Annotated in this window: 20 protein-coding genes and 3 pseudogenes; 9 read left to right on the top strand and 14 right to left on the bottom strand. The window is 36.6% G+C overall.

The genetic code is table 11. The features are described from left to right. Positions 1 to 42: 42 nt before the first annotated feature. Positions 43 to 264: a hypothetical protein gene (locus HMPREF0493_RS08095; protein ID WP_006352284.1), complete on the bottom strand. Its 222-nt coding sequence runs from the start codon at positions 262 to 264 to the stop codon at positions 43 to 45. 279 nt (positions 265 to 543) lie between these two features. On the opposite strand from HMPREF0493_RS08095, the gene HMPREF0493_RS05280 reads away from it, so the two are divergent. Together HMPREF0493_RS05280 and HMPREF0493_RS05275 are read left to right on the top strand one after the other, a co-directional pair. Beyond that, positions 544 to 729, top strand: coding sequence for a hypothetical protein (locus HMPREF0493_RS05280; RefSeq protein WP_006352283.1), 186 nt, complete (start codon positions 544 to 546; stop codon positions 727 to 729). Then, positions 692 to 2,620, top strand: coding sequence for an FIVAR domain-containing protein (locus HMPREF0493_RS05275; RefSeq protein WP_006352282.1), 1,929 nt, complete (start codon positions 692 to 694; stop codon positions 2,618 to 2,620). The genes HMPREF0493_RS05280 and HMPREF0493_RS05275 overlap by 38 nt, the downstream gene beginning before the upstream one ends. 32 nt (positions 2,621 to 2,652) lie before the next feature. Here the strand turns inward: HMPREF0493_RS05275 and HMPREF0493_RS08090 are convergent, their stop codons facing one another. The 4 genes from HMPREF0493_RS08090 to HMPREF0493_RS05260 form a co-directional block, all read right to left on the bottom strand. Then, positions 2,653 to 3,144: an MFS transporter gene (locus tag HMPREF0493_RS08090; protein ID WP_006352281.1), complete on the bottom strand. Its 492-nt coding sequence runs from the start codon at positions 3,142 to 3,144 to the stop codon at positions 2,653 to 2,655. Between the two features lie 1,052 nt (positions 3,145 to 4,196). Further along, positions 4,197 to 4,670 (bottom strand): carbon-nitrogen hydrolase family protein, encoded by a 474-nt coding sequence (locus HMPREF0493_RS08855; protein ID WP_228117011.1) that lies wholly within the window; start codon positions 4,668 to 4,670, stop codon positions 4,197 to 4,199. A gap of 52 nt (positions 4,671 to 4,722) precedes the next feature. Continuing rightward, complete coding sequence (locus HMPREF0493_RS08850) at positions 4,723 to 4,923, bottom strand: nitrilase-related carbon-nitrogen hydrolase (RefSeq protein ID WP_006352279.1); 201 nt, start codon at positions 4,921 to 4,923, stop codon at positions 4,723 to 4,725. Between the two features lie 9 nt (positions 4,924 to 4,932). Then, positions 4,933 to 5,121, bottom strand: a complete 189-nt coding sequence (locus HMPREF0493_RS05260) for a hypothetical protein (RefSeq protein ID WP_248616641.1) — start codon at positions 5,119 to 5,121, stop codon at positions 4,933 to 4,935. Between the two features lie 329 nt (positions 5,122 to 5,450). On the opposite strand from HMPREF0493_RS05260, the gene xerS reads away from it, so the two are divergent. Continuing rightward, positions 5,451 to 6,545 (top strand): tyrosine recombinase XerS, encoded by a 1,095-nt coding sequence (gene xerS, locus HMPREF0493_RS05255; protein ID WP_006352277.1) that lies wholly within the window; start codon positions 5,451 to 5,453, stop codon positions 6,543 to 6,545. 496 nt (positions 6,546 to 7,041) lie between these two features. Continuing rightward, positions 7,042 to 8,661 carry a glycoside hydrolase family 13 protein gene (locus HMPREF0493_RS05250; RefSeq protein WP_006352276.1) on the top strand — a complete coding sequence of 540 codons (1,620 nt, stop codon included), beginning with the start codon at positions 7,042 to 7,044 and terminating at the stop codon, positions 8,659 to 8,661. A gap of 55 nt (positions 8,662 to 8,716) precedes the next feature. Here HMPREF0493_RS05250 and HMPREF0493_RS05245 read toward each other — a convergent pair whose 3' ends face one another. Next, on the bottom strand, positions 8,717 to 9,838 hold the full coding sequence (locus tag HMPREF0493_RS05245) for an NAD(P)-dependent alcohol dehydrogenase (protein WP_006352275.1): 1,122 nt from the start codon (positions 9,836 to 9,838) through the stop codon (positions 8,717 to 8,719). A 200-nt stretch (positions 9,839 to 10,038) separates the two neighbouring features. Here HMPREF0493_RS05245 and HMPREF0493_RS05240 point away from each other — a divergent pair, with 200 nt between their 5' ends. Further along, entirely contained in the window at positions 10,039 to 11,031 is a 993-nt protein-coding gene (locus tag HMPREF0493_RS05240; RefSeq protein ID WP_006352273.1) for an AraC family transcriptional regulator, read from the top strand. Here HMPREF0493_RS05240 and HMPREF0493_RS05235 read toward each other — a convergent pair. The 8 genes and pseudogenes from HMPREF0493_RS05235 to HMPREF0493_RS09055 form a co-directional block, all read right to left on the bottom strand. After that, the gene (locus tag HMPREF0493_RS05235) at positions 11,028 to 11,249 is read right to left on the bottom strand and encodes a homoserine O-acetyltransferase/O-succinyltransferase family protein (protein WP_228117004.1); all 222 of its coding nucleotides are present in this window, start codon (positions 11,247 to 11,249) and stop codon (positions 11,028 to 11,030) included. The genes HMPREF0493_RS05240 and HMPREF0493_RS05235 overlap by 4 nt on opposite strands. A gap of 26 nt (positions 11,250 to 11,275) precedes the next feature. Next, positions 11,276 to 11,555: pseudogene (locus tag HMPREF0493_RS05230) on the bottom strand (alpha-hydroxy-acid oxidizing protein); the annotation flags it as partial. A gap of 75 nt (positions 11,556 to 11,630) precedes the next feature. Then, positions 11,631 to 12,992, bottom strand: a complete 1,362-nt coding sequence (locus HMPREF0493_RS05225) for a DHA2 family efflux MFS transporter permease subunit (protein ID WP_006352270.1) — start codon at positions 12,990 to 12,992, stop codon at positions 11,631 to 11,633. A 598-nt stretch (positions 12,993 to 13,590) separates the two neighbouring features. After that, the gene (locus HMPREF0493_RS05220) at positions 13,591 to 14,523 is read right to left on the bottom strand and encodes a Ppx/GppA family phosphatase (protein ID WP_006352269.1); all 933 of its coding nucleotides are present in this window, start codon (positions 14,521 to 14,523) and stop codon (positions 13,591 to 13,593) included. A 79-nt stretch (positions 14,524 to 14,602) separates the two neighbouring features. Next, positions 14,603 to 16,792, bottom strand: a pseudogene (locus HMPREF0493_RS05215) (RNA degradosome polyphosphate kinase). Next, on the bottom strand, positions 16,789 to 18,330 hold the full coding sequence (locus HMPREF0493_RS05210) for an exopolyphosphatase (RefSeq protein WP_040457274.1): 1,542 nt from the start codon (positions 18,328 to 18,330) through the stop codon (positions 16,789 to 16,791). Before HMPREF0493_RS05210 ends, HMPREF0493_RS05215 begins: the two are co-directional and overlap by 4 nt. A 179-nt stretch (positions 18,331 to 18,509) precedes the next feature. Continuing rightward, on the bottom strand, positions 18,510 to 18,764 hold the full coding sequence (locus HMPREF0493_RS08075; RefSeq protein WP_006352265.1) for a hypothetical protein: 255 nt from the start codon (positions 18,762 to 18,764) through the stop codon (positions 18,510 to 18,512). Positions 18,765 to 18,985: 221 nt separating this feature from the next. After that, positions 18,986 to 19,123, bottom strand: a pseudogene (locus tag HMPREF0493_RS09055) (ABC transporter substrate-binding protein); the annotation flags it as partial. Between the two features lie 140 nt (positions 19,124 to 19,263). Here HMPREF0493_RS09055 and HMPREF0493_RS05200 point away from each other — a divergent pair. From HMPREF0493_RS05200 to HMPREF0493_RS05185, 4 genes are all read left to right on the top strand, one after another. Further along, the gene (locus tag HMPREF0493_RS05200) at positions 19,264 to 19,596 is read left to right on the top strand and encodes a pyridoxamine 5'-phosphate oxidase family protein (protein ID WP_040457271.1); all 333 of its coding nucleotides are present in this window, start codon (positions 19,264 to 19,266) and stop codon (positions 19,594 to 19,596) included. Positions 19,597 to 19,761: 165 nt separating this feature from the next. Continuing rightward, entirely contained in the window at positions 19,762 to 21,129 is a 1,368-nt protein-coding gene (gene brnQ / locus HMPREF0493_RS05195; protein WP_006352262.1) for a branched-chain amino acid transport system II carrier protein, read from the top strand. A gap of 59 nt (positions 21,130 to 21,188) precedes the next feature. Then, positions 21,189 to 21,455, top strand: a complete 267-nt coding sequence (locus HMPREF0493_RS05190; RefSeq protein WP_006352261.1) for a TSUP family transporter — start codon at positions 21,189 to 21,191, stop codon at positions 21,453 to 21,455. Continuing rightward, positions 21,452 to 21,781: a hypothetical protein gene (locus tag HMPREF0493_RS05185; RefSeq protein ID WP_335621974.1), complete on the top strand. Its 330-nt coding sequence runs from the start codon at positions 21,452 to 21,454 to the stop codon at positions 21,779 to 21,781. The genes HMPREF0493_RS05190 and HMPREF0493_RS05185 overlap by 4 nt, the downstream gene beginning before the upstream one ends. The last annotated feature ends 18 nt before the right edge of the window (positions 21,782 to 21,799 follow it).

Below are 21,799 nucleotides of genomic sequence, written 5' to 3'. Positions count from 1 at the left end.
AGACCAAAAGCTATCAATCTTAAAAACCAATTTTTTATTTGACTAGCTGAGACCATCGCTACTGGCAATAGTAGAACCAACTAAACTAGCCATAAAAGCAGAATTATTAAAATCGATACTTGTGGGCATCAAATGCAGCAAATTGTTACCGGTAATTGCCCAGTATTCGCAAAACTGATCAGGCAGGATCAGCAAGTTTAACCAAATAGTTAAATAATACGTAGCTTTGTTTTTGCCTTGAAAATAATTTAAAACTAACAGCAAAAACAATTCTCCGGCAACCTAAAAATTATTCCTGCTAAAGGTTGCACCTTCATATAACTGAAATAAAATGGCATAAATTATCTCAATATTTAACAGCAACTGCCATCTAGACCGCCTCCAACTTAATATTTTCATTCTATCCCTCCTAAATATTTTCATTATACCTATTTGATAGCAAAAATAATACAAAATAATTAACTAAGGAGCGCTTGATAGAAAAAAAACAGTTTCTATCTTATAATACAGGAGTAGAAGATAGATAAGATAATAGAGGTAACGATGATGAAATTCAATAAGAAAATTGCACTTGTTTCTGTTGCTGCATTAATGGGAATTGCCCCCGTGGCAACTATTGCAATCAACAATAACCAAGTTATTACTGCTGCTACTTATAGTCAGCGGAAACTTAGCTTCAAACATAATTCTTATGTTTATAACAAAAAAGGACAAAGAGTGTATAAGTAAAAAGAAGCAAAATGCGTACTTTAAGAAAAATTCTAGCTTAAAGGCAGCTATTGTCACTAGCAATGCTAAGACCCACTATTACTTTTATGATAAAAAGGGCAGCAAAATCTACCTTAAAGTTTATACAATTAAAGGCAAGAAATATTATAACATCGGCAGTGGTTGCTACATCAACATTAATAATCTTGATCTAGTAGATAATTCAACCATTCTTACTGATCAAAATGTAAAGGTTAGAATCGATAAGACCGTTCATACCAATAACGCTGATGGTACTTTTAATAATGAAACCCTGAAGAAGGGAACAGTCATTACTGCAGATGGATTCGGTGCTATTCCGGGTGGTGAATGGATTGATTCAGGCGTACCACAAGAATATTACCGGATTGCTGGTACGAAGAATACTTATGTTTCTGCCGAATACACTACATTATTAAGTTCGGTTCAAAATGGCAACGAATTCGATGATTTATATGGTACCGCTGCTGAAGTGAAAGGTACTGCTACATCAATTTATAACATTGATGGAAAGAATATGTATCCTGGCTACACGACTTCTAAGCACGAAACTTTCGCTGTTGATGCTGCAATGTATCTTTGGGTACCAAGTGAACAAAAAGCAGAATTATTCTACTCAATCAACACTACTCCGATTGCTGTTTATGATAGCAAGCACCAACAAAAATTTGAGAGACCCAGTGAGCCTGTTTTTGTTAAAGCTTCAGCAACGATAATTTCTCAGGGAGTAACGCCAACTCCTATCAACACTGCTTCTGAAGCTGAGCAGGATGCTGAACCTGCAAGCACAAGTCAGCAAAGTGCTTTAAATGAAGAATTATCAAAAGCTGACACTGTTAAAAAGAGTTTGAAATACACCAATGCAAGCAAGACTAACCGTGATACCTATGATAAGGCCATCAGTAAAGGCAAAACTCTTGCCGATTCAAAGACTGCAACTGGTGTACAAGCAATTCTAGAAACAGCATTAATCAAACAAGCGGAAAATAATTTGAATGGTGCCAAAATCAAGGTTGCTTATCCAAACTTCTTAACCGATTATGATAAAGTTAAAATTCGCAATGCGGCAATTTCTGCAACAGGTTCTAACTCTATCCAGTGGGCAAATCATGATCGTGAATTGTGGCAAATGGAGTATGGCAAAAACGATCAAGTAAGTTACAAGAAGCTTGATCTTAATGATTACATTCAAGCCGATACCCCTAAGATTAGGAATAAGAAGGGTTATGATTCTTCTGCAACTCCTGCTTCAATTGAAAAAGATTCAACTTTAGCTAAGTATGCCAAAATGCTTGATTATGATATGCGAAAGAGTGCTTTAGTAGCCAAAAAGAATACCTATATTTATCAAAGCTCAACAAAGGTAGGCTCAGGTTCTAACTTCAACGTCAACAAGATCAGTTTGAAAAATACTGGTCGTACAATCAAGAAGGGCAACAATATTGGCTATTACACTACTTTGGTTGTAAAAATTAAAGGCCAATACTACTTCATGATTCAAGAAAAGAGTACATACTTCATTAAGGCAAGTGAAGTTAAGCTTGATAATTTCAGCACTAGCGCAACTTACAAGAAGTATCAAAACATGATTGATAATTTGATGGGCCCAACTCAATTGATTGACTTTGAAATTTCAGTTCAAGCCAAGAAGAATACTACAATTTACAACACTGATGAATACAAAGAATTAACTCCAAGCAAGCAGATCTTAAAGAAGGGTAAATATGACTTCTTTGTTGATCCATATGTTGTAAAATACAATGGTGTATATTACTTCACTGGTGGTGAAGAGTTTAACGATGACTATGATCCTGAAGGTGCAATTAGAGCAGCAGATGTAGCTAAAGTGGTTAAGGGTCAAGTATTTGAATAGAATAAAAACCGGTTAGCTAAGCTAACCGGTTTTTATTTGCTTTTTTGATAAAGGTGATTTGCTTCCCAGATAGCAAGAAAAGCAATCAGACCATAAATTGCGGCGAAGTAGCCTGAATTATTGATCGAAGTAATACCAGCAATTACGGAATCAGTAACGGATCCCAGTGAAATACCGATATTTGCAAAAATAGAATTCAATGGGGAAGCTAAATCAACGGAAGTGGGATACTTATCTTGCGCAATATCCAAAAACATAATTTGCGTGGTTGCGCCATAACTTGAATAAAAGACACAGAGAATTGAAATGACGACAATACCAATCCATGGGAAATGAAGCGTGAAACCCAAAAGCAAAGATACGACTACAAATAAAACCGCGAAAATTATTCTCTTGTCTCCCAAGATGGCAAATAGTTTTGCAGGTTGCTGCGGGTTTGTGGCGTATTTATGGGAACAATCAATAGTAATGAAACTAAAGAAATAATTGTCAAAATTGAAATAACGCCAAAACTTACATGCCAATTAGAGATCTGAGCCAGCATAGTACCAATAGGCAGGCCAACAACTGATGCGATGCTGAAATCCAGCAAAGACCCAGGAGAGCAAGCCAGCTCGTTTATCCATTGGTGCGATGTAATTTGCGAGTACTAGGACGAGTGAAATAATTGCTCCAGCCGTACATGCCGTTAGAATTCTTGAGCAAAACAATGAACAATAGTTGGTAGTCAAGGCTGTCCAAGTATTTTCAATTTTGAAAAAAAGCTAAATATATAATATATTATATTAAAATAACGAATGTAATAGTATTTTTCATTCAAATATAGGGCAGAAATGCCTTAATAACAAAGGTTATTCAATTTAGGATATACGAATATAGTCATAAGTGCAGCAAAGCAGACAGGTAATTGCTAATTTATTTATTAGAGAAAAGAAATAAAATGGCATGTTATTTCAAAATTTTTATAATGAACAGCATTTAGCAAGTATGTATATATGATTTAGACTAGTATTTTTATAATCTCTAACAAATGTCGTTATAAAAACATTTTTGCTTTAAGTGATTACTTTAATCATATTTATTTGTATTATACAAATAGACTTCGGAAGAAAAGTATTTTCTTGGTTTTTATTTAAGATTTTCGCTGATTTAAATTTTTAATTAGCATATTTAAGTCTAAATGAGAATATATTTTTTGGCATAAATCACTCAATTCTGCATTTATGTTGTTCACATATACATTTAAATAAATGAATTCACCAAACTCAGAAAATCACTCAGAAAATCGATAATACCATCAGCAAGGAATTGAATAGATTATTTTTGATTCAATATAGATAAAAACAAAACTTATAATTTATATTCTTATCAAACAACTAAACAAATGGCTGCAATAATCATCTCAACATGCAGCTTGCCTCTACAATACATGTATGACATGTTTGATTAAAACAGAAATTTTAAACATAAAAAGATATGAGGTAAATACCTGCCTTTTCAAATAAAAAACTCTGATAACCATCACAGTTATCAGAGTAAAAATAGAATATTTATTTTTAATTAAACAGATTAACAATTATGGACGACGATCAGATCTAATAAAAGGCGGATGAATCTCGTTACTGACTAATAAGCCATATTTTTCAGGGCGACGATATGCGTTGCCTTGAACTTCAGATTCACGATAGTCTCTTAAGCGATCTAGGTCAATTTCACCGATAAAAATGCCTTCTTTAGAATTTGCTTCCAATATCTTCATATCTCTTGAAACAGCCTTGTCTGATTCTTCAGCATATGCAATACCATCAAAAATAGTCGAATGACCATTGCAATCTAAATTTCCACCAGCATAATTTGCTGTTGCAATTGCACACATATTCTCATAGGCACGCGCTCTAAACTGAGACAAGCGATTAATTTCCATTGGACAGGCATTTGGTACCAAAATAATTTCAGCACCTTGAAGCATCAAAATCCTATCACTTTCTGGAAATTCACGATTATAGCAAATCATGCAGCCTATCTTCACCTTTCCTACTTTGCTACTAATTTCACAAGTGCTAAATTTCTTGCCAGGATCTAGTTTGCACTCATCACCAAAATCACAGGTATGTACTTAGCTTCTTCTTGCAACTTTTGCTCATATCCTGAAAGATATTGTAGCCAATACTCCACATTTCAGGAAAAAGTACAACATTAGCACCTTCTTCATGTGCTTTTTGACATGCTTTTATTCCTTTTTGAAGCTGCTTTTTTAAAGTTGATATTGGCAGTAGCTGCAGCAAGGCAATCTTTAGTTTCATTTATCTTTATTACTCCATGAATTGCTTAAAGTTAAAGCCATATTCGCCGCCCCAAATATAGTTAGGGTTGTAATTTGCAACACGATCCACTCCTGGATACTCACCGGCATCGCCCCAGTAAATATATTGATCCTTACCAGAGATCTTAAAGTATAATTGTAGATCACTTAAGCTGTTGTCATAAACTGTCTTGATCAACTTAACCTTTGTTTCGGCGGCAGATTGAAAGCCATTCACATTAGCAATTACTGGTATAACAGCTAAAGCTAAAGCAACAGAATAAACTGTAATTTTTTCAAATTCATTGCTTTTTACCTCTATATAAAAATAAGTTCATCATCATTATATCGTCCTAAATGTAAACCGCTTTCTTATGTGCTTTTTTTTTCTTTAGCTTTCTTTTTTTAAAAGAAAGCTAAAGTTATTTTGATTTAGTAACAACTTTTTATGTGCGATCATTACTTTACAATCGACCATATGTTCGTTATAATATCATATGTATCATACAAATTCGGAGATGAAAAGAAATGGATTCAAAACAATACGCTCGTTTGATAGACAAGGAACTACAGGACTTACCTACTTATGTTTTTTACTATACCCAGCAGCCTAACCTAGCTGTTACTACTGTCTATCAATATTTGACTGAATTCAGAAGGTTTTTTGACTGGTTAAGGGAAACGCCAGCAGACTTTGAACATCCTGATCAAGGTACAATCAGCAATGCAAAAAGCAACAAGGATATTGAACTTTCTACACTCGAGCACTTGCAAGCCTCTCAAATTCAAATGTTTTTAAAGGAGCTCAGTTTCAGACAAAATAAGCAATCTACTCGTGATAGTAAAAAGACGATCAATCGAACAATTAATGCTCTTCGTTCCCTCTTCCATTACCTCACTGTTACAGCTGATTTAAATAATGGTGAGCCCTATTTTTACAGAAACGTTATGCTTAAAGTTCCTTTGGTAAAAGGATCTAAAGAATCTATCTCTTACCGGAATGCAAAATTTTCACCGATGCTTTATACGGGTGAAAAAAAGCATGAATGGCTTGACTTCATTTCCAATCAATATGAACACACCTTGAGCAGCAGAGCACGCTCTTCTTTCCTATTTAACAAAGAAAGAGATTTGGCCGTTATTGCCATGTTGCTTGGTTCAGGAATTCGTGTTTCAGAATTGGCCCGTTTAAATTTGAAAGACCTGAATTTACGAGATCGCAGTATTCTTGTTATTCGAAAAGGTAATAAAAAAGATGCACCGCTAATTGCTGATTGGGCAATGCCATACATCAAATCCTATCTGGATATTCGAGAAAAAAGATATCAACCTGCTAAAAATGAACAGGCATTATTCCTTACCAAATATGCTGGTCATGCTAAAAGAATTGCAACCAACACCGTTGAACGTTTCGTTGGCAAATATTCTGAAGCTTTTCCTGATGGCAACAGAACAACTCCTCACAAACTGCGGCACTCTCTTGGAACTGAACTATATGATGAAAGCAAAGATGTCATGGTTGTCGCTTCACAGCTTGGACATACAGGAATTTCTGCAACCGACCAATACATTCAGCAATCACAAGTCGATAAGCAAAGAAAAGAATTAAACAAAACGGATTAAGGATAATAAACTTTCTTTTAACTATGCAAATAATATCTTTTGTATGTTACAATAGGTTTTGAAATAAATTGTCAATTGCTCCTCTTCTAGACGGTAAATCCGCCAGAAATCTGCTTGGTTACAATTCTCATTAATTAATCGATGGTAATATTCAGTCATTTTTTATTAATAGGCTTTCTGAGATTGTACGGTATATCCGTAGGATCAGGTGCGACCTTAATAAAAAATATTCAATTATTATTTATTTATGGATTTCTTTTATCTGCTAGTTTAGCTAGTGGGAACTGCAATTCGAAAATAATTAATAGTTCAAATGATTATCTGCAATCGATTGGTTAAATTCTTCTCAAAAATAGTTTTGCCACTGCATAAGGATTCAGAGTATCAACCGCTTTGAATCCTTTTTTGATATCGCTAACAATCATTTTCCACCTTGTAAACCGCTTACATTATAAGGATAATAAACTTATCAAAAATTATTTTTGGAGGAATTAAAATGACACCATGGTGGAAAAAAGCAGTTGTTTATCAAGTCTACCCTAAGTCTTTTCAAGACAGCAATGGTGATGGAATTGGTGATTTAAAGGGAATTACTTCACGTTTAGATTATCTGGAGAAATTAGGAATCGATGCCATTTGGCTTTCCCCTGTTTATCAATCACCGCAAGTAGACAACGGTTATGATATCTCTGATTACGAAGCCATTGATCCACAATATGGCACAATGGCTGATATGGATGAATTGCTGGCAAAGGCTAAAGAACATCACATTAAGATCGTTATGGATTTAGTAGTTAACCATACTTCAGATCAACATAAATGGTTCATTGAAGCACGCAAGAGCAAAAATAATCCATATCGTGATTACTATATCTGGCGCGATCCCGTAGATGGACACGAGCCAAATGATTTAAAATCAGCCTTTTCTGGTTCTGCTTGGAAATTTGACGAAGCAACCGGTCAATATTACCTGCACTTCTTTGCGGATCAGCAGCCTGATCTGAATTGGCAAAATCCAGAATTAAGAGACAAAATTTACGACATGATGAATTTCTGGATCGATAAAGGTATTGGCGGTTTTCGGATGGATGTGATCGAATTAATCGGTAAAGAGCCTGACAAGAAAATTCGCGAAAATGGTCCAATGCTTCATCCATATTTGCAAGAAATGAATAAGAAGACATTTGGCGGCAAAAACTTAATGACAGTTGGCGAAACATGGAATGCTACGCCAAAGATTGCAGAAGAATACTCTGATCCTGCTCGTCATGAACTGTCAATGGTCTTCCAATTTGAAAACCAATCATTGGATCAGCAAGAAAATAAAGAAAAATGGGATTTGAAAAAACTCGATCTGAAGCAATTAAAAGATGTTTTAGTAAAATGGCAAACGCAAGTTGATTTCAACCATGCATGGAACAGTTTATTCTGGGAAAATCATGATATCCCACGGGTAATTTCTCGCTGGGGAAATGACCAAGAATACCGCGTACAGTCTGCCAAAATGTTTGCCATTGTTCTTCATCTGATGCATGGCACGCCGTATATCTACAATGGTGAAGAAATCGGTATGACCAACTGTCCTGTTAAAGATATTAGCGAAATTGAAGACATTGAAAGCATTAATATGTACAATGAGCGATTAGCTCAAGGATACAAGAAAACCGATTTGATTCACGCAATTAATGTTAAGGGACGTGATAATGCCCGTCGTCCAATGCAATGGAATGACCAGCCAAATGCTGGTTTTACTAAAGGTAAACCTTGGCTTGCACTTAATCCCAACTATAAGAAAATCAATGTTGAAGCAGCTTTAGCAGATCCAGGTTCAATTTTCTACACTTACCAAAAACTAATAAAATTACGGCACGAAAATGATCTTGTTGTAAATGGCGATTTTGAATTAATGCCAAAAACCAGTGACTCTGTTTTAGCATACTATCGTAAACTGAATGGTCAAAAATGGTTGGTGGTTGCTAACCTTTCCGGCAATGAAGAAAGTTTCTCAGCAAAAGACCAAGTCAAAGAAAACATCATTGAAAATTATGATAAACACCAACAGCTCCAAGATTTAACACTTAAACCATACGAAGCATTTGCCGTAAAAGTTCAATAAAACAAAAAAGTCGCAGTTCAATGAACTGCGACTTTTTCATTCATTCAAATAACGATTATTCTCCTGGCTTGTAGTCCTTATCAATGATCAAAACTGGCTTAATAGTTTCACCAATTACTGAAGCATGGTTAGCTTCATTAATGTCTTCGAAATCATAGAACTTTTCAGTCTTTTGATAATCGAACATGCCCAACTTGTTAAATTTAAGCAAACGTGGGACATCAATTTGTGGAATAGCATCAACCATATTAACACCGATAATCTTGCGATCACTAGTGCAAAGGTCATTCCAGGTTGAGAATTCAAGGTTATGTGGTGTTACGGCAATAGCAGCTTCTGTACCACCTTGTGCTAAAGCGTCAATGGCTTGCTTCATAACTGCTGGCAAACCAGTCGTATCAACAGTGTAGTCAACGCCGTAGCCATCGGTCAATTCTTGAATCTTCTTAACTGGGTCTTCTTCCTTAGAATTAATTGCGTCTGTGGCACCTAATTCTTTGGCAAGTTTCAAACGTGATGGAACAATATCAACAGCAATAACTTTCGTACAACCGGAGATCTTACCGGCCATCATTGCTGCCAAGCCAACTGCACCAGTACCAAAGACAGCAATGGTTTGACCTGGACGTGGCTTCAAAGTGTTAAAGACAGTACCTGAACCTGTGATATAGCCACAGCCTAAAGGACCAGCTTTACGCAAATCGACATCTTTATCTACCTTGACACAGTTACGTTCATTAGTAACGATAGTTGTCGTGAATGATGATTGGTTAAACATGTCTGAAATATGCTTGCCATTTTCTTGGAAATGGTCGTCACCATCAAAACGAGTACCAGAAAGGTTGTATTTAGCATAATTACGACATTGAGTTGGAATACCTTGCAAACATTTATCACATAAACCATCTGCATAGAAGGCCATAACTACGTGGTCGCCAGGCTTTAAGTTTTGAACTTCAGAACCTACTTTTTCAATAATACCTGCACCTTCGTGGCCTAAAATAACTGGATAGCCAAGTGAAGCATCGCCTTTACGAATAGCTTCATCTGAGTGACAAATACCACTTGCTACCATATGAACTTGGACATCAGTTGGACCTACTTCGTGTAAATCGATATCATCCTTAATAACAAATGGATCGCCCATTTTTTCAACAACAGCTGCTTTTATCTTCATAATTTTGCCTCTTTTTAATAATCAAAAACTTGTTTTTCACTCATTTCACTTTTAATTCTATGCATAAAAAGAAACGCTTACAATATCAATTGAATGATACTTTAGTATCATTTTTTAAGATTCCTTATAATTTTGGTGCTAAAATTAGTGATAGTAAAGTATTTCACAAAATAGTTGATTAAATAGAAAAAAGTTTAAAGATGATTGATAAAAGCGTAATGCAACAATTGTTATCTTTTTCACCAATTGAAAATAAACAGTATCAAAATAAACATTTTTATCCTGATTTAGCCAATAAGTATTTAAACAAGAATCAACAAGTTCTGGTTATTAAACATAAGCTGCTCGGTCATCGTCCAGTTTATATCAGCAAGCACAATCGTTTTGCTCCCTATCCGCTTCATCAGCATAATTTTGTGGAAATCAACTACATGCTTCGAGGCAAGCGCCAGCAAATTATCAATGGAATCAAAATCAATTTGCTTCAAGGCGATCTTTTGCTGATGGATAAATATTGTCAGCATCAGATTGGGCGCTTAAATAAGAGCGATCTTTTGATCAATTTAGTCTTTAATAATCAAAATATCAGTTTCAATTTTCTAAATCAGCTGAATATGCGCAAAAAAGACAGTCTGGTATATGAATTTTTGCTAAATATATCGCTCAAAAAACATAATCAGCAATCATTTATTATCTTTCCGAATAATGCCGATATTACGCAAACAATGGATGATTTGATCAATGAATATTATTTGCATCGAACTTACAGCACTGCCATTATCAAAAATTATTTCGATATTCTGCTAGCTAAAATAATTCGCTACTACCCTATACCTGACGTATCGCAGATTGATCGCCAGCATTATCAAAGCGAAAAACAGCTAATCAATATTTTGCATGATATTTCAAAGAATTATCAAACAATCACTTTAACGAAATTGGCACAAAAATATAATTGTAGTAGCAGTTACCTCAGCAATTTAATTAAGGAAAAAACCGGCAGCAATTTCGCTCAATTAAAAGTTCAAAGCAAGTTAGCAGCTGCAGCTAGTTTATTAAGCACGACAAGCTACCTTATCAGTCAAATTTGCGAGATGGTCGGAGAAAAGAATAAAACTTCTTTTTATCATCAATTCCAAAAACACTATCACTGTCTGCCAGCTGAGTACCGTAGACAAAAACAGTATATTTAGGCGCGCAGTTTATTTAACCAGTCTTGATAGATCAATTCGCTGGATGATCGCCAATTATAATTAATTTTTTTGTGGCTACTATCCAAGAAATAGTTTTCAGGCGCTTTAATTTTCAATCCTTTTGCTAAATCACGATGATATTCTTTTTCAAGAGTTAAACGATCATATTCTGGATGTCCCATAATATAAGTACTTTTAAATGCAGAAGAATATAACAAAATGGGCTAATTTGACTGTTCTTAGCCAAAACATGCAGATCTTTAGCTGCTTTTGCTTTTTCTTGCATTGGCTTGCGTTTTTTTATTAGGCAAAACTTTGTTCAGATGAGAGACAGCCGCCAGAGTAATTGGTGAAGCGAATTCTTTTCCAAAAAATTCCGTTGTTAAGTCTGGTTGAATTGAATCGATCAAACGCATTTCTACTAAAATGCTGTCCAGATATGCACGATTATGCACGTTTGCATCGTCAGCTTTACCATCAGTGACGGAAATCATGCCTTTAGGACCTGGCAATGGGCTTTTCACCCCTTCATTTTGTTTTTCGGTTAAAGACGCACCGGTTACAGCATCATTTTTCTAACTCATGAAATTCCTCTTTTCTTATATCTTTTTAGTCCGCAAAAACTGAGCAAAAATCAAAGCAACAATTAAAATAGCAAAACAAGACATAAATCCTACTTGAATGCCTTGGGCGGAAATTCCAACATGGAAGTATTGATCTGCCAAATTGACCATTGCTACAACAAAGGCCATCCCAAAACTGGCAGCTACCATTCTCGTCGTGTTGTACATGGCTACTGCATCCGGCAGCAAATTTCTCTTCGTAACAGCTAAGGCTTGCGTTTGCAGAGGAATCAGCAGCATAACAATGCCGAACTGCCGCATCCATTGCCAAAAAGCCGCAAAGACTACATTCGTATGAACTCCTACGAAAGCCTGCATCGCCGTGCCAAATAAATCAACGATTAAACCATAGGTTACCATATAGCGCACGGGATACTTATCAAACAATTTTCCAGAAATTGGAGACAGTATTCCAGTTGAAATGGCACCAGGCAAAATGACTAAACCTGTAACAAATGCACTCTGATGCATAACATCTTGAACCAGCAGCGGTATCAAAATCGTATTGCCATACATTGTCGAAACAAGCAAACAGTTGACAATCGTTGCAATCTTAAACTGCTTGTTTTTAAACACTTTAAGATTGACGAAAGGATGCTGGCTCGACCATTGACTTTTGATAAAGATTATCAAAAAAACGAGTCCAATAATAAATGATCCTAAAACGCTAAAGCTAAGCAGTTTGCTTGTTCCAAAATTTGAAAAACTGTCCAGCAAAAACCACAAGCCTAGTGAACAAGTAATCAAGCCCAAATAATTAAATTGCAGCCGTTCCTTTTTGGCAACATTAGGCATAAGAAAAACAGATAAGATCAGGGTTAACAAAGTGAATGGCAAAATCAAAATAAACAGATAGTGCCAGCTCAAATTGTCTAATATTAAGCCAGCCACGGAAGGACCGATGATCGGTGAAAAATTAAAGGCAAGACCGACCAGACCCATTATTTTGCCTTGCTCGCCTTTTTTAGCATAAAGCATTGCCATCACATTTACTAACGGCATCATGATTCCTGTTCCCATCGCTTGGATCATGCGACCAACTACTAAAAAGGCAAAGCTATTGGCAAAAGCACCAAAAATTGTCCCAATGCCAAAAAGGCAAGTGAAACTGATAAACAGCCACTTGTAGGAATATTTTTTAATCAAATAGGCACTGACAGGAATCATAATGGCATTCACTAGCAAATATCCATTGCTTACCCACTGCGCCTGACTCGAGGTAATTCCAAAATCTTTCATGAAAACCGGCAGAGCTAGGTTGGTCATTGTTGAACACATGACACCAAAGAAAGTACCAATAATCATGATAGTTAAGACAAAACTATTTTTGCGTGACATTATTTCTTCTCATATTACTATTTTCATCATTCTTTATATTTATCTTGCCACAAAATAGAAAGAAAAGCACTAAGATAGTAGAGAATATCTTAGTGCTTATTAACCTTATTCAAAAACGATAATACGATATAGAGTGTAAAGTCATTATTAGAAAATATAGGATAAACCATATTCCTTATTAAAGGATCTAAAGTTTAAGAATGTTATTTCTTTCGGTTGTTGATTATTGCGTTTCAATAAAAGAAATAATTACAGTACTTTTATCGCCAAATGGGAACATGAAATTTAACAAAAATACGTGAAATTTCCACTCTTGAAACTAAAAGGCGACTGAATTTTCTTTTTAAAAATGGTTATTTAGACATTGAAAAGAAAGCTGAAATTCCTGCTACTTTTATTATCAATATTTATGCTGATATCGTTGTTAAAACAATTATTACTTGGCTTAAATCTGACGCCAGCATCTCGCCTCATCAAGTTAGGCATATTCTTGGTGAGATTCAAATAAAGTCACCAGTGGAACTGCTTATGCTTTTAAAACGACAACAAGACAATTAAAAAATGACTGAGTCCAAAACTCAGCCATTTTTCTTACATATTATTTCTTCTTATCCTGCAAATATTCATAAAGAAGTCCATCACGCAAACCATGATTTGAAAAGACAACTTCACTAACTTGCAAATTGCGCAAAGCCAAACTTATCGGAATCAGCCCTCCAACAATTACATCTGCCCGATTCTTGGCCAAACCAGGAATTTGCATTCTTTCTTCCCGACTCATCGCAACCAAGCGATCAAATAAATCGAAAATATACTGCGGTGGCAAATGCATCCCATGAATATCAGGAACTTCATCAATTTCATTGCTCAATTCGCGACGATGAATTTTAGCGATCGTTCGATTGCTGCCGCCTAAAGCAATAAGCGGCAAATTATGAACATTGCAAAGCCAGCGAACTGTCGACATCATTTTTCCCGCAGCATTCATTGCCTGGTAAAGGTCGGTTGCAGAAATCTTGTCTGTTAAATTGTATGTTTGCGATAGCAGAACCGCGCCAATAGGGATACTGACTCGTTCACAACACTGACCGTTTTGCACCCAAACCAATTCTGTTGATGCACCACCAGTGTCCATCATGATGCAGTTTCTAACCGGCAAAGTATTGACCACTCCGAGATAATCAAGATAGGCTTCAGTCTCTCCAGAAATGACATTAAGTTTAATGCCAACTTCTTTTTCGACCATGTCCAAAAACTCTTTTTGATTCTTGGCCTGCCTTACTGCGGCGGTTGCCACGGCCTTAACTACAAGATGATCCAAATTTTCATATTTTTCTTTAAAACTATTCAAAGCCTTAACAGTCCGTTTCATCGGGTCTGGTTTAAGCGTCTTTTCCTTACCCATATTTTCCGAAAGACGGACGTATTCTCGATAATAACCTTTGACGGTGTAACTGCCGTAATCATCAATTTCTGAAATTTGCATCCGAACAGAATTTGAACCCAGGTCAATGACAACTAAATTAATCATCTCTTCATCCCCTTTGTTTCATCCTTTTTGTTTATCTTGCCACAAAATGGCTGATTAGCAAACAATTTTGAAGTTTTTACTATTCATCTTTTTGATCGCCTAAGGTTAATTCATTGTATTCCTTGCGCATTACCTTGAAGATTTCTGGCTTTCTTGCCATTTCCTTGCGCTTTTCTTTTAAAACTCGATTTTTCTCCACTGCTTCATTAATAAAGTACTCTTGTGAGTTGACAGCTTCTTTTCCGCGAAGATCAATCATTGAATAGCTCTGATCATGCAAGACTCTGGCCTTGACATTGTCTTGCCACATCTTGTCATAAATTGCGATGGCTCTTGCTTTCAAATCTGGCTGCAAAATTGGGAATAAAGTCTCGACTCTTCTATTCAAATTGCGTTTCATCATATCCGCGCTTGAAAGGAAAATTTCGTCATTACCATCATTATAGAAATAGTAAATTCGACTGTGTTCAAGAAAACGGCCAACGATTGAGTGCACTTCGATATTGTCACTGATTCCTGGAAGATCAGTTCTTAAACAGCAAATGCCTCTAACAATCAAATGAATAATCACGCCAGCATGGGAAGCTTCATACAATTTGGCAATTATTTAAGGATCAGACAGTGAATTCATTTTCATATGAATCTCTGCATGTCGACCTGCCTTTGCAATTTCTATCTCACGATCGATCTTTTGGTTAATAAACTCGCGAATGTGTTCCGGTGAAATCCGCAACTGTCTAAAGTAAGGCGGACGTGAATACCCAGAAAGCATATTGAACAAATTGGTGGCATCGATGCCTAATTCACGCTGACAGGTAAACAGACCCATATCAGTGTAAAAATGCGCCATAACATCATTATAATTACCAGTTCCCAAGTGCAAGTAACGCCGAATGCCATCCTCATCCCTGCGAATAACCAAAGTGATTTTGGTATGAGTCTTTAAGCCTTTTAGACCATAAATAACGTGGCAGCCCATCTGCTCCAAGGTTATTGCCCAGTGCACATTGTTCTGCTCATCAAAACGCGCTTTAACTTCAACCAAAACCGTGACCTGTTTACCAGCTTGTGCAGCCTCGCCTAAATATTTAATAATTGGCGAATTGCCAGACACCCGATACAAGGTCATTTTAATCGCTAAAACTTTGTCATCATGTGCTGCTTTTTTGATAAAGTTTAGAACCGCATCAAAAGAATCATATGGATGCTGCACCAAATAATCCTGCTTGCGAATGTTGGCAAAAATATCGCTGCTTAAATCCAAGGCTGGGTCAACATAGGCTTTAAATGGCTTATAGCGTAATTCATCATGGTCCTTGACAGCACCATACAGCTTTTTCAAAAAGGTCAAATCAATTGGACCTGAAATCTCATAAACTTCTTCTTTGTCAACATCTAATTTCTTAAACAAGCGGCGACGCAGTTTTTCACTCATGCCCTTTTCGATTTCCAAGCGAACAACCTTGCCATGTTCACGATCTTTCAGTTGCTTCTGTACGCTGAACAAAAAATCGGAGGTATCTCGTTCGGCAACATCCAAATCCATATCTCTTGTGGCTCTAAAGCAAGCTGACTCCTTAACCTCATAGCCGTCAAAAAGCTTGCCAATAAATTCCTTAATAATATTTTCCAGCAAAATAAAGCTATTATCCGAATCTGGCAGTTTTACCAAACGTTTAAAAATATTTGGCACCCTTACCGTAGCATAATCATGTTCGTTTTTTTCTTCATCCTTAAGATGTACCGCGATGTTCAATGAATCGTTGGCAATAAATGGAAATGGCCGGTTAGCGTCATCTGCCATGGGAGTCAATACAGGATACAATTCATCATCAAAATAGCACCGAATAAATTCATACTGCTGCTCATTCAAATCAGCAACGTCTTTAATATAGATATTGTTTTTTTCTAGAAGTGGCAAAAGCGAGCGCAAGTATGTCGAATAGCGTTTTTTAACGGTGAGCTGTTCCTTTTTGTTAATTGCTTTGAGCTGCTTTAAAGGCGTCATCCCTGAAGCATCAGTCGTTTTAATACCAGCAGCAATTAATTTGTGTAAGGAAGCAACCCGCACCATGAAAAATTCATCTACGTTGCTTTGAGTGATAACTAAAAAATTAATTCGTTCAAGCAAGGGATTATCTTTTGACCGGGCTTCTTCAAGGACTCGATCATTAAAGTCCATCCAGCTTAATTCACGATTGGTAAAATATTCAGCCTTACGATATGGTTTTGTTTTTTCTTCTTCATTAGCTAAAAATTCTTTGCTCATCGTCTATTCATACCTTCTTGCTTTAAACTAACCTTAATGCCAAACACGTCCTGAAATAATTGAGCTCGTTTGTTAAAAGACCAGCACTCAAGAGTTATGTCAGCATTGGTTTTAGCCCGAACTATCAGCTGCTTATCCTTTTTAAGAGAAATCACGATTTTCTTGATTTTTTGCTTATGTGAAGCATCTAGTGCCGTAGCAAGGCGCAAGATTGCCGATAATTTGGCTACCTCCAGCTGAATCTGCGGATCAAGATGACGGTAGTGATGGCCTCCGATAAATGGTGAAGCTTGATCCTCTTTGACTGTTTGGTAGCAACAAATCTCACTGACTATTTCATTGTCCTGGTCGGAAAGACCAATAATATTATTAGCCTCAATGATCTCCGCGGACTGCTCATATCGTCTTACCTGGTTGACAAAACTGCCAATATCATCGATTTGAGCTGCAATTGCCAACAATTTACGGTCTTTTCCCGGCAACAAATGAACATGACGCAGCCGATCATAAAGATGCAGTGCAAATTTTTTAACGGCTTCAGAATGCTTTTGATCGACTAAATAGCGTTCAGCCATGTGCTGTGCGTAAGTCATGATAATATCATTGCCGTTTTCATCCTTGAGATACTGCTTTTGGTATTTTTCCTTCATCAACAATCCTGTAATCACAGACATATCCGTAATATAAAGTTCTGTAGGATTTAGTAGTTTTACGAATTTTTTAACAGAAACCAAGTTAGGCAGCGTATGTTCCGCAACTGCAGGCTCAAGATGATAACTTTGAATCAAAATATCCTGCGGCATCGTAATTGTTTTTTCATAAAAACTGTTGAAATCATCCCGGCTGATTCTCATTGCAGAATCGTTTTCATGCAAATAGTTATTGTTTAAGGCGTCAGCATGCTGAATAACCAAAGCGGCATTGGAATTAGCCTTGATTTGACGAGCAAGGTGATCAATTTTGGCACCTAAGTAATCGCTCATCACATCGATGGGATTATTCGGCGTTTCATTCGTAATTTCATTGATTTGATGAATTTCTCTTGGACCCAACGGCAAGCTCCAAGTAGAAATAAACTTATTGTTTTCAAATAAGGAAAGACTGATCATTGCGCTTCCCAAACTGAGTAAATAGGTTGGCGTTTGTTTGAGCTGCATGTCTTGCATATCCTGCAAGCTTTTAATACCGCTTAAGACCTTGTCATAGACAATTTGACTACTGCTCAGCCATTCGATTTCGAAACCGGTCCGGGCTTTGATCTGATCAGCAATAAAGCTGGCTGAAGAATCATTGATTAGTTGTTTGTTGCCATAAAATTTGAAATCATCGATTTTATATTCGGCCAATTTTTGTTTGAAACCATCAAGGGCAGTACAGATTTTGGTCATATCTTGTTCGAAAACCTGAGCTTTGCTGCTGGCTTGAATAAACGACGGTGAATCTAGTTTTTCGACAACTGAAAAATCTTTTAAATCAACAATATTTAACTGGATTTTGTATGAAGACATATAAATGATGCCAAATAAGCTTTTTTTCATTTTCCTCACCTGCTTGATAGTGCTCTTCCTACCCATATTGTACCCTCATTTGTTGCTTATGATTCTAAAAGAGAAGGGTTTTAATAAAAATATACTCATAGCTGAAATCTGTTCATTATTTTTGAATAAAACAAAAACAGGCGATCACATGATCTCCTGTCTCCATCAGATAAAATTTATTAATTCCAGCTTGGATTATATGAATGATCTCCCCAAGCACCATAACCCGCAGCACCTACTTGACCATCAGCCCAGCCTTTCTTGCCATCCAAAGTAATGGATACCCATTGATGACGAAACTGATTACGGTGTACATGTTTGCCATTCATGCCCATGTAATGAAGAACCATTTGAGTTGCATCAGTAGTACCAGCACATGAACAATAACCATTAATAAAGACACCATAAGCTTTGTTGTAGTATGGATGTTTCATCGAATAGCGATCAAGACCTGCAAAACAAGCAACATAGTAGGCGGCGATACCTGCTCGTTTACGATCAGTATCTCCTGCTTTTCGTCCAACAACTTTCGCTATAAGTTTAGCAATTCTTCTAGCCGAAGCTGTATGGTTGCCCCGTTTTGAACGAGAGTAGTGATAGATTTGACCATCACGACCAAAAATATATTTACGTATAACTTCTAATGTTGTTAAAGAACCATCTTTTTCAAAGTGATCGTAATGGTTTTAGCCTTTTTATTTAATTTAAAAGTAGCGGCACCCTTGTTATTGATCTTGTAATGACTATCAGTATCAAACAAAGTTTCTTTACCAAACTGCATAACGTCTTCATCAGTTTAATCTATGTTTAATATTTTGCCAACATATTTTTTAAATTAATTTTAACTTGAAACAAAATCAGTGCAATTTCACTTATTATAAGTTAGAATATAATCATAAAGTAATTATCAAAAAACAAGAGAGGAGAACATCTATGAAAAAATTAGATTCAACCAAATTAAGCAAGGAACAACAAGAATTTTTTGCAACTCACTTAGCTTACTTAGCTACTGTCAGCAAGGACGGTATTCCTCAAGTAGGTCCTAAGCAATCAATGAAGGTGAAGGATGAAACTCACCTTGAATATTTAGAGAAGACTCAACAACACGCTTTTGAAAACATTAAGAATGGTTCAAAAGTTGCCGTTGTAGTAGCTGATAAGCCAAGTCACACCAATGTTAGAATCATCGGTACACCTAAAGTCGGAGAAAAAGATGACAACGGTTGGTACCCAGTTGTTATTTCAATTGAAGAAATTGACGAATAATTAAAATATAAGTTGACAGTTTTAATTATTTCCTGTAATCTTCTAAAAAAAGAAATAAACACTATAGCAACGTATCTGATTTCTTTCATGTACGCGAATGGCGCCCTTTAAGCAATCTGCTTAGGGCACTTTTTTTATAGTGAACTCTAACAGAAGGGTGAATTTATGTTAAATTCTAAATTATCTTTGCAAAAAACTTTACTGATCGCATCCATGATTTTTGGCGTCATTTTTGGTGCAGGGAACTTAATCTTCCCCATTCACTTAGGGCAATTAGCTGGAAGCAACTGGCTTTCTGCGAGTAGTGGCTTCTTAGTTTCAAGTGCGCTTTTGCCATTAATGGCCTTTTTGGCAATCAGTATTACTAAAACCAGTGGCGTTTATGAGCTGGCTAAGCCAATTGGTGCCGGCTATGCCCTGCTCTTTCTGATATTAGTGCACGCCACGCTAGGGCCATTTTTCGCTACACCTAGAACGGCAACCGTGCCTTTTTCCATTGGCATTGCTCCTAATTTGCCTAAAAGCATGCACGGTATCGGACTACTGATTTATTCCGCTATCTTCTTTGCTATCGTCTTTTTCTTATCAATAAAAGAAGGAAAAATCACAAACCTCATTGGCAAGTTCTTAAATCCCATCTTTCTTCTTCTTCTCTTTGGCATTTTCCTGCTTGCTTTTATGAAACCGTTAGGTTCTGCACAATCTGCTGCAGCAACCACCGCATATCAAGGAAATTCTTTTGCAAATGGCTTCTTGCAAGGCTACAACACGATGGATGGACTAGGTGCCATTACTTTGGGCATCACGATTATCACCTCTGTCCGCAGCCTTGGAATCAAACGTGAAAAGGACGTTTCTATTGCTGCAGCCAAAAGTGGTGCAATCGGTGTGTTGGGAATTGCAATGATTTATATCTGCTTAATTTGGTTAGGAGCAAGTAGCCTGCATCATTTTAAACTGGCAGACAATGGCGGCACCACGCTAGCACAGATTGTTCATTATTATTTAGGACCTGCTGGTAATGCCTTGCTGGCTACTTTAACGACAATCACTTGTTTAACCACAGCGATGGGATTGATTGTGGCCTTTGCTCAGGATTTTCATAAGCATTTTCCAAAAATCTCATACAAGACTTTCTTAGCAGTCAATTGTTTAATATCTTTTGGTTTTGCCAATCTAGGATTAAACAACATAATCAATTGGTCAAAACCTGTCCTGATGCTGCTTTATCCTTTGGCTATTTCATTGATTATTATGGGAATTTTATCTCCGCTTTTTAAAAATGATCCGGTAGTCTACCGAATTACAACAGCGTTGACTTTTATTCCCGCAACTTTCGACATGATCAATGCCCTGCCAGATGTTTTACGCAATACTCAGCTGGTACAAGGGATGATTTCTTTTGCTCAGAAATCCTTCCCATTCTTTAATTTAGGCTTCGGCTGGCTTTGCTTTGCAATTGGTGGTTTTATCATTGCACTCTGCATTCACTTCACTAAGCGGAAGTTTTTTTACGCAACAATTGAAGAGTAGAAAATCCCCTCCCTTAAATAGGCTTTTATGGTAAGCTTATACTATTAAGGGAAGTTTTTATGTCTATTTTGATCATTATTGGAGCAATCGCTGTTGGATTAGTTACAGGAACGGTAACCAGTTTAATCGGGGCAAGCGGCGTCAGCATCGTTGTCCCAGCTTTAACGCTCTTTTTCGCAGTTAATTCACATTTTGCAATCGGAACTAGTTTATTAGTCGACGTTATCACAAGTTTAGTAGTAGCAATTTCCTACTTTAGACAAGCAACGTTCGCTTGCAAGCGAGTCTTTGGATTACCATTGGTTCAATTATTTGAGCTCAGATAGGTAGCCAGTGGGCCGGTATTATTTCGGATGAAAAACTAAACATTCTGTTTGCCATTATTTTGATCATTTCAGGAATTGCCACTTTGCGTCGAGGCAACAAGAGTTTTGATTCAAGCAAAGGCATTCATTTTAAGAGTAAAATTGCTCAGGGTACATTATTGCTTTTGATCGGGTTCTTGATCGGAATTATCAGTGGCTTGGTTGGTACTGGCGTGATTGGGGCAAAATTTACTAATGATGTCAGCAAAGAAAAATTAAACAAGATCGTCGCAGTAATCTTCATTTTGCTTGGTATTATGATGATTGCGATGAAATTTGTAAAATAATTTTGAAAAGCAAAAGCA

Origin of the sequence: Lactobacillus amylolyticus DSM 11664 (assembly GCF_000178475.1) — a bacterium.
In the GTDB taxonomy this organism is placed as follows: domain Bacteria; phylum Bacillota; class Bacilli; order Lactobacillales; family Lactobacillaceae; genus Lactobacillus; species Lactobacillus amylolyticus.
The sequence above is the reverse complement of the archived record's forward strand: the minus strand, read 5'-3'. Positions and strand labels throughout refer to the sequence as shown.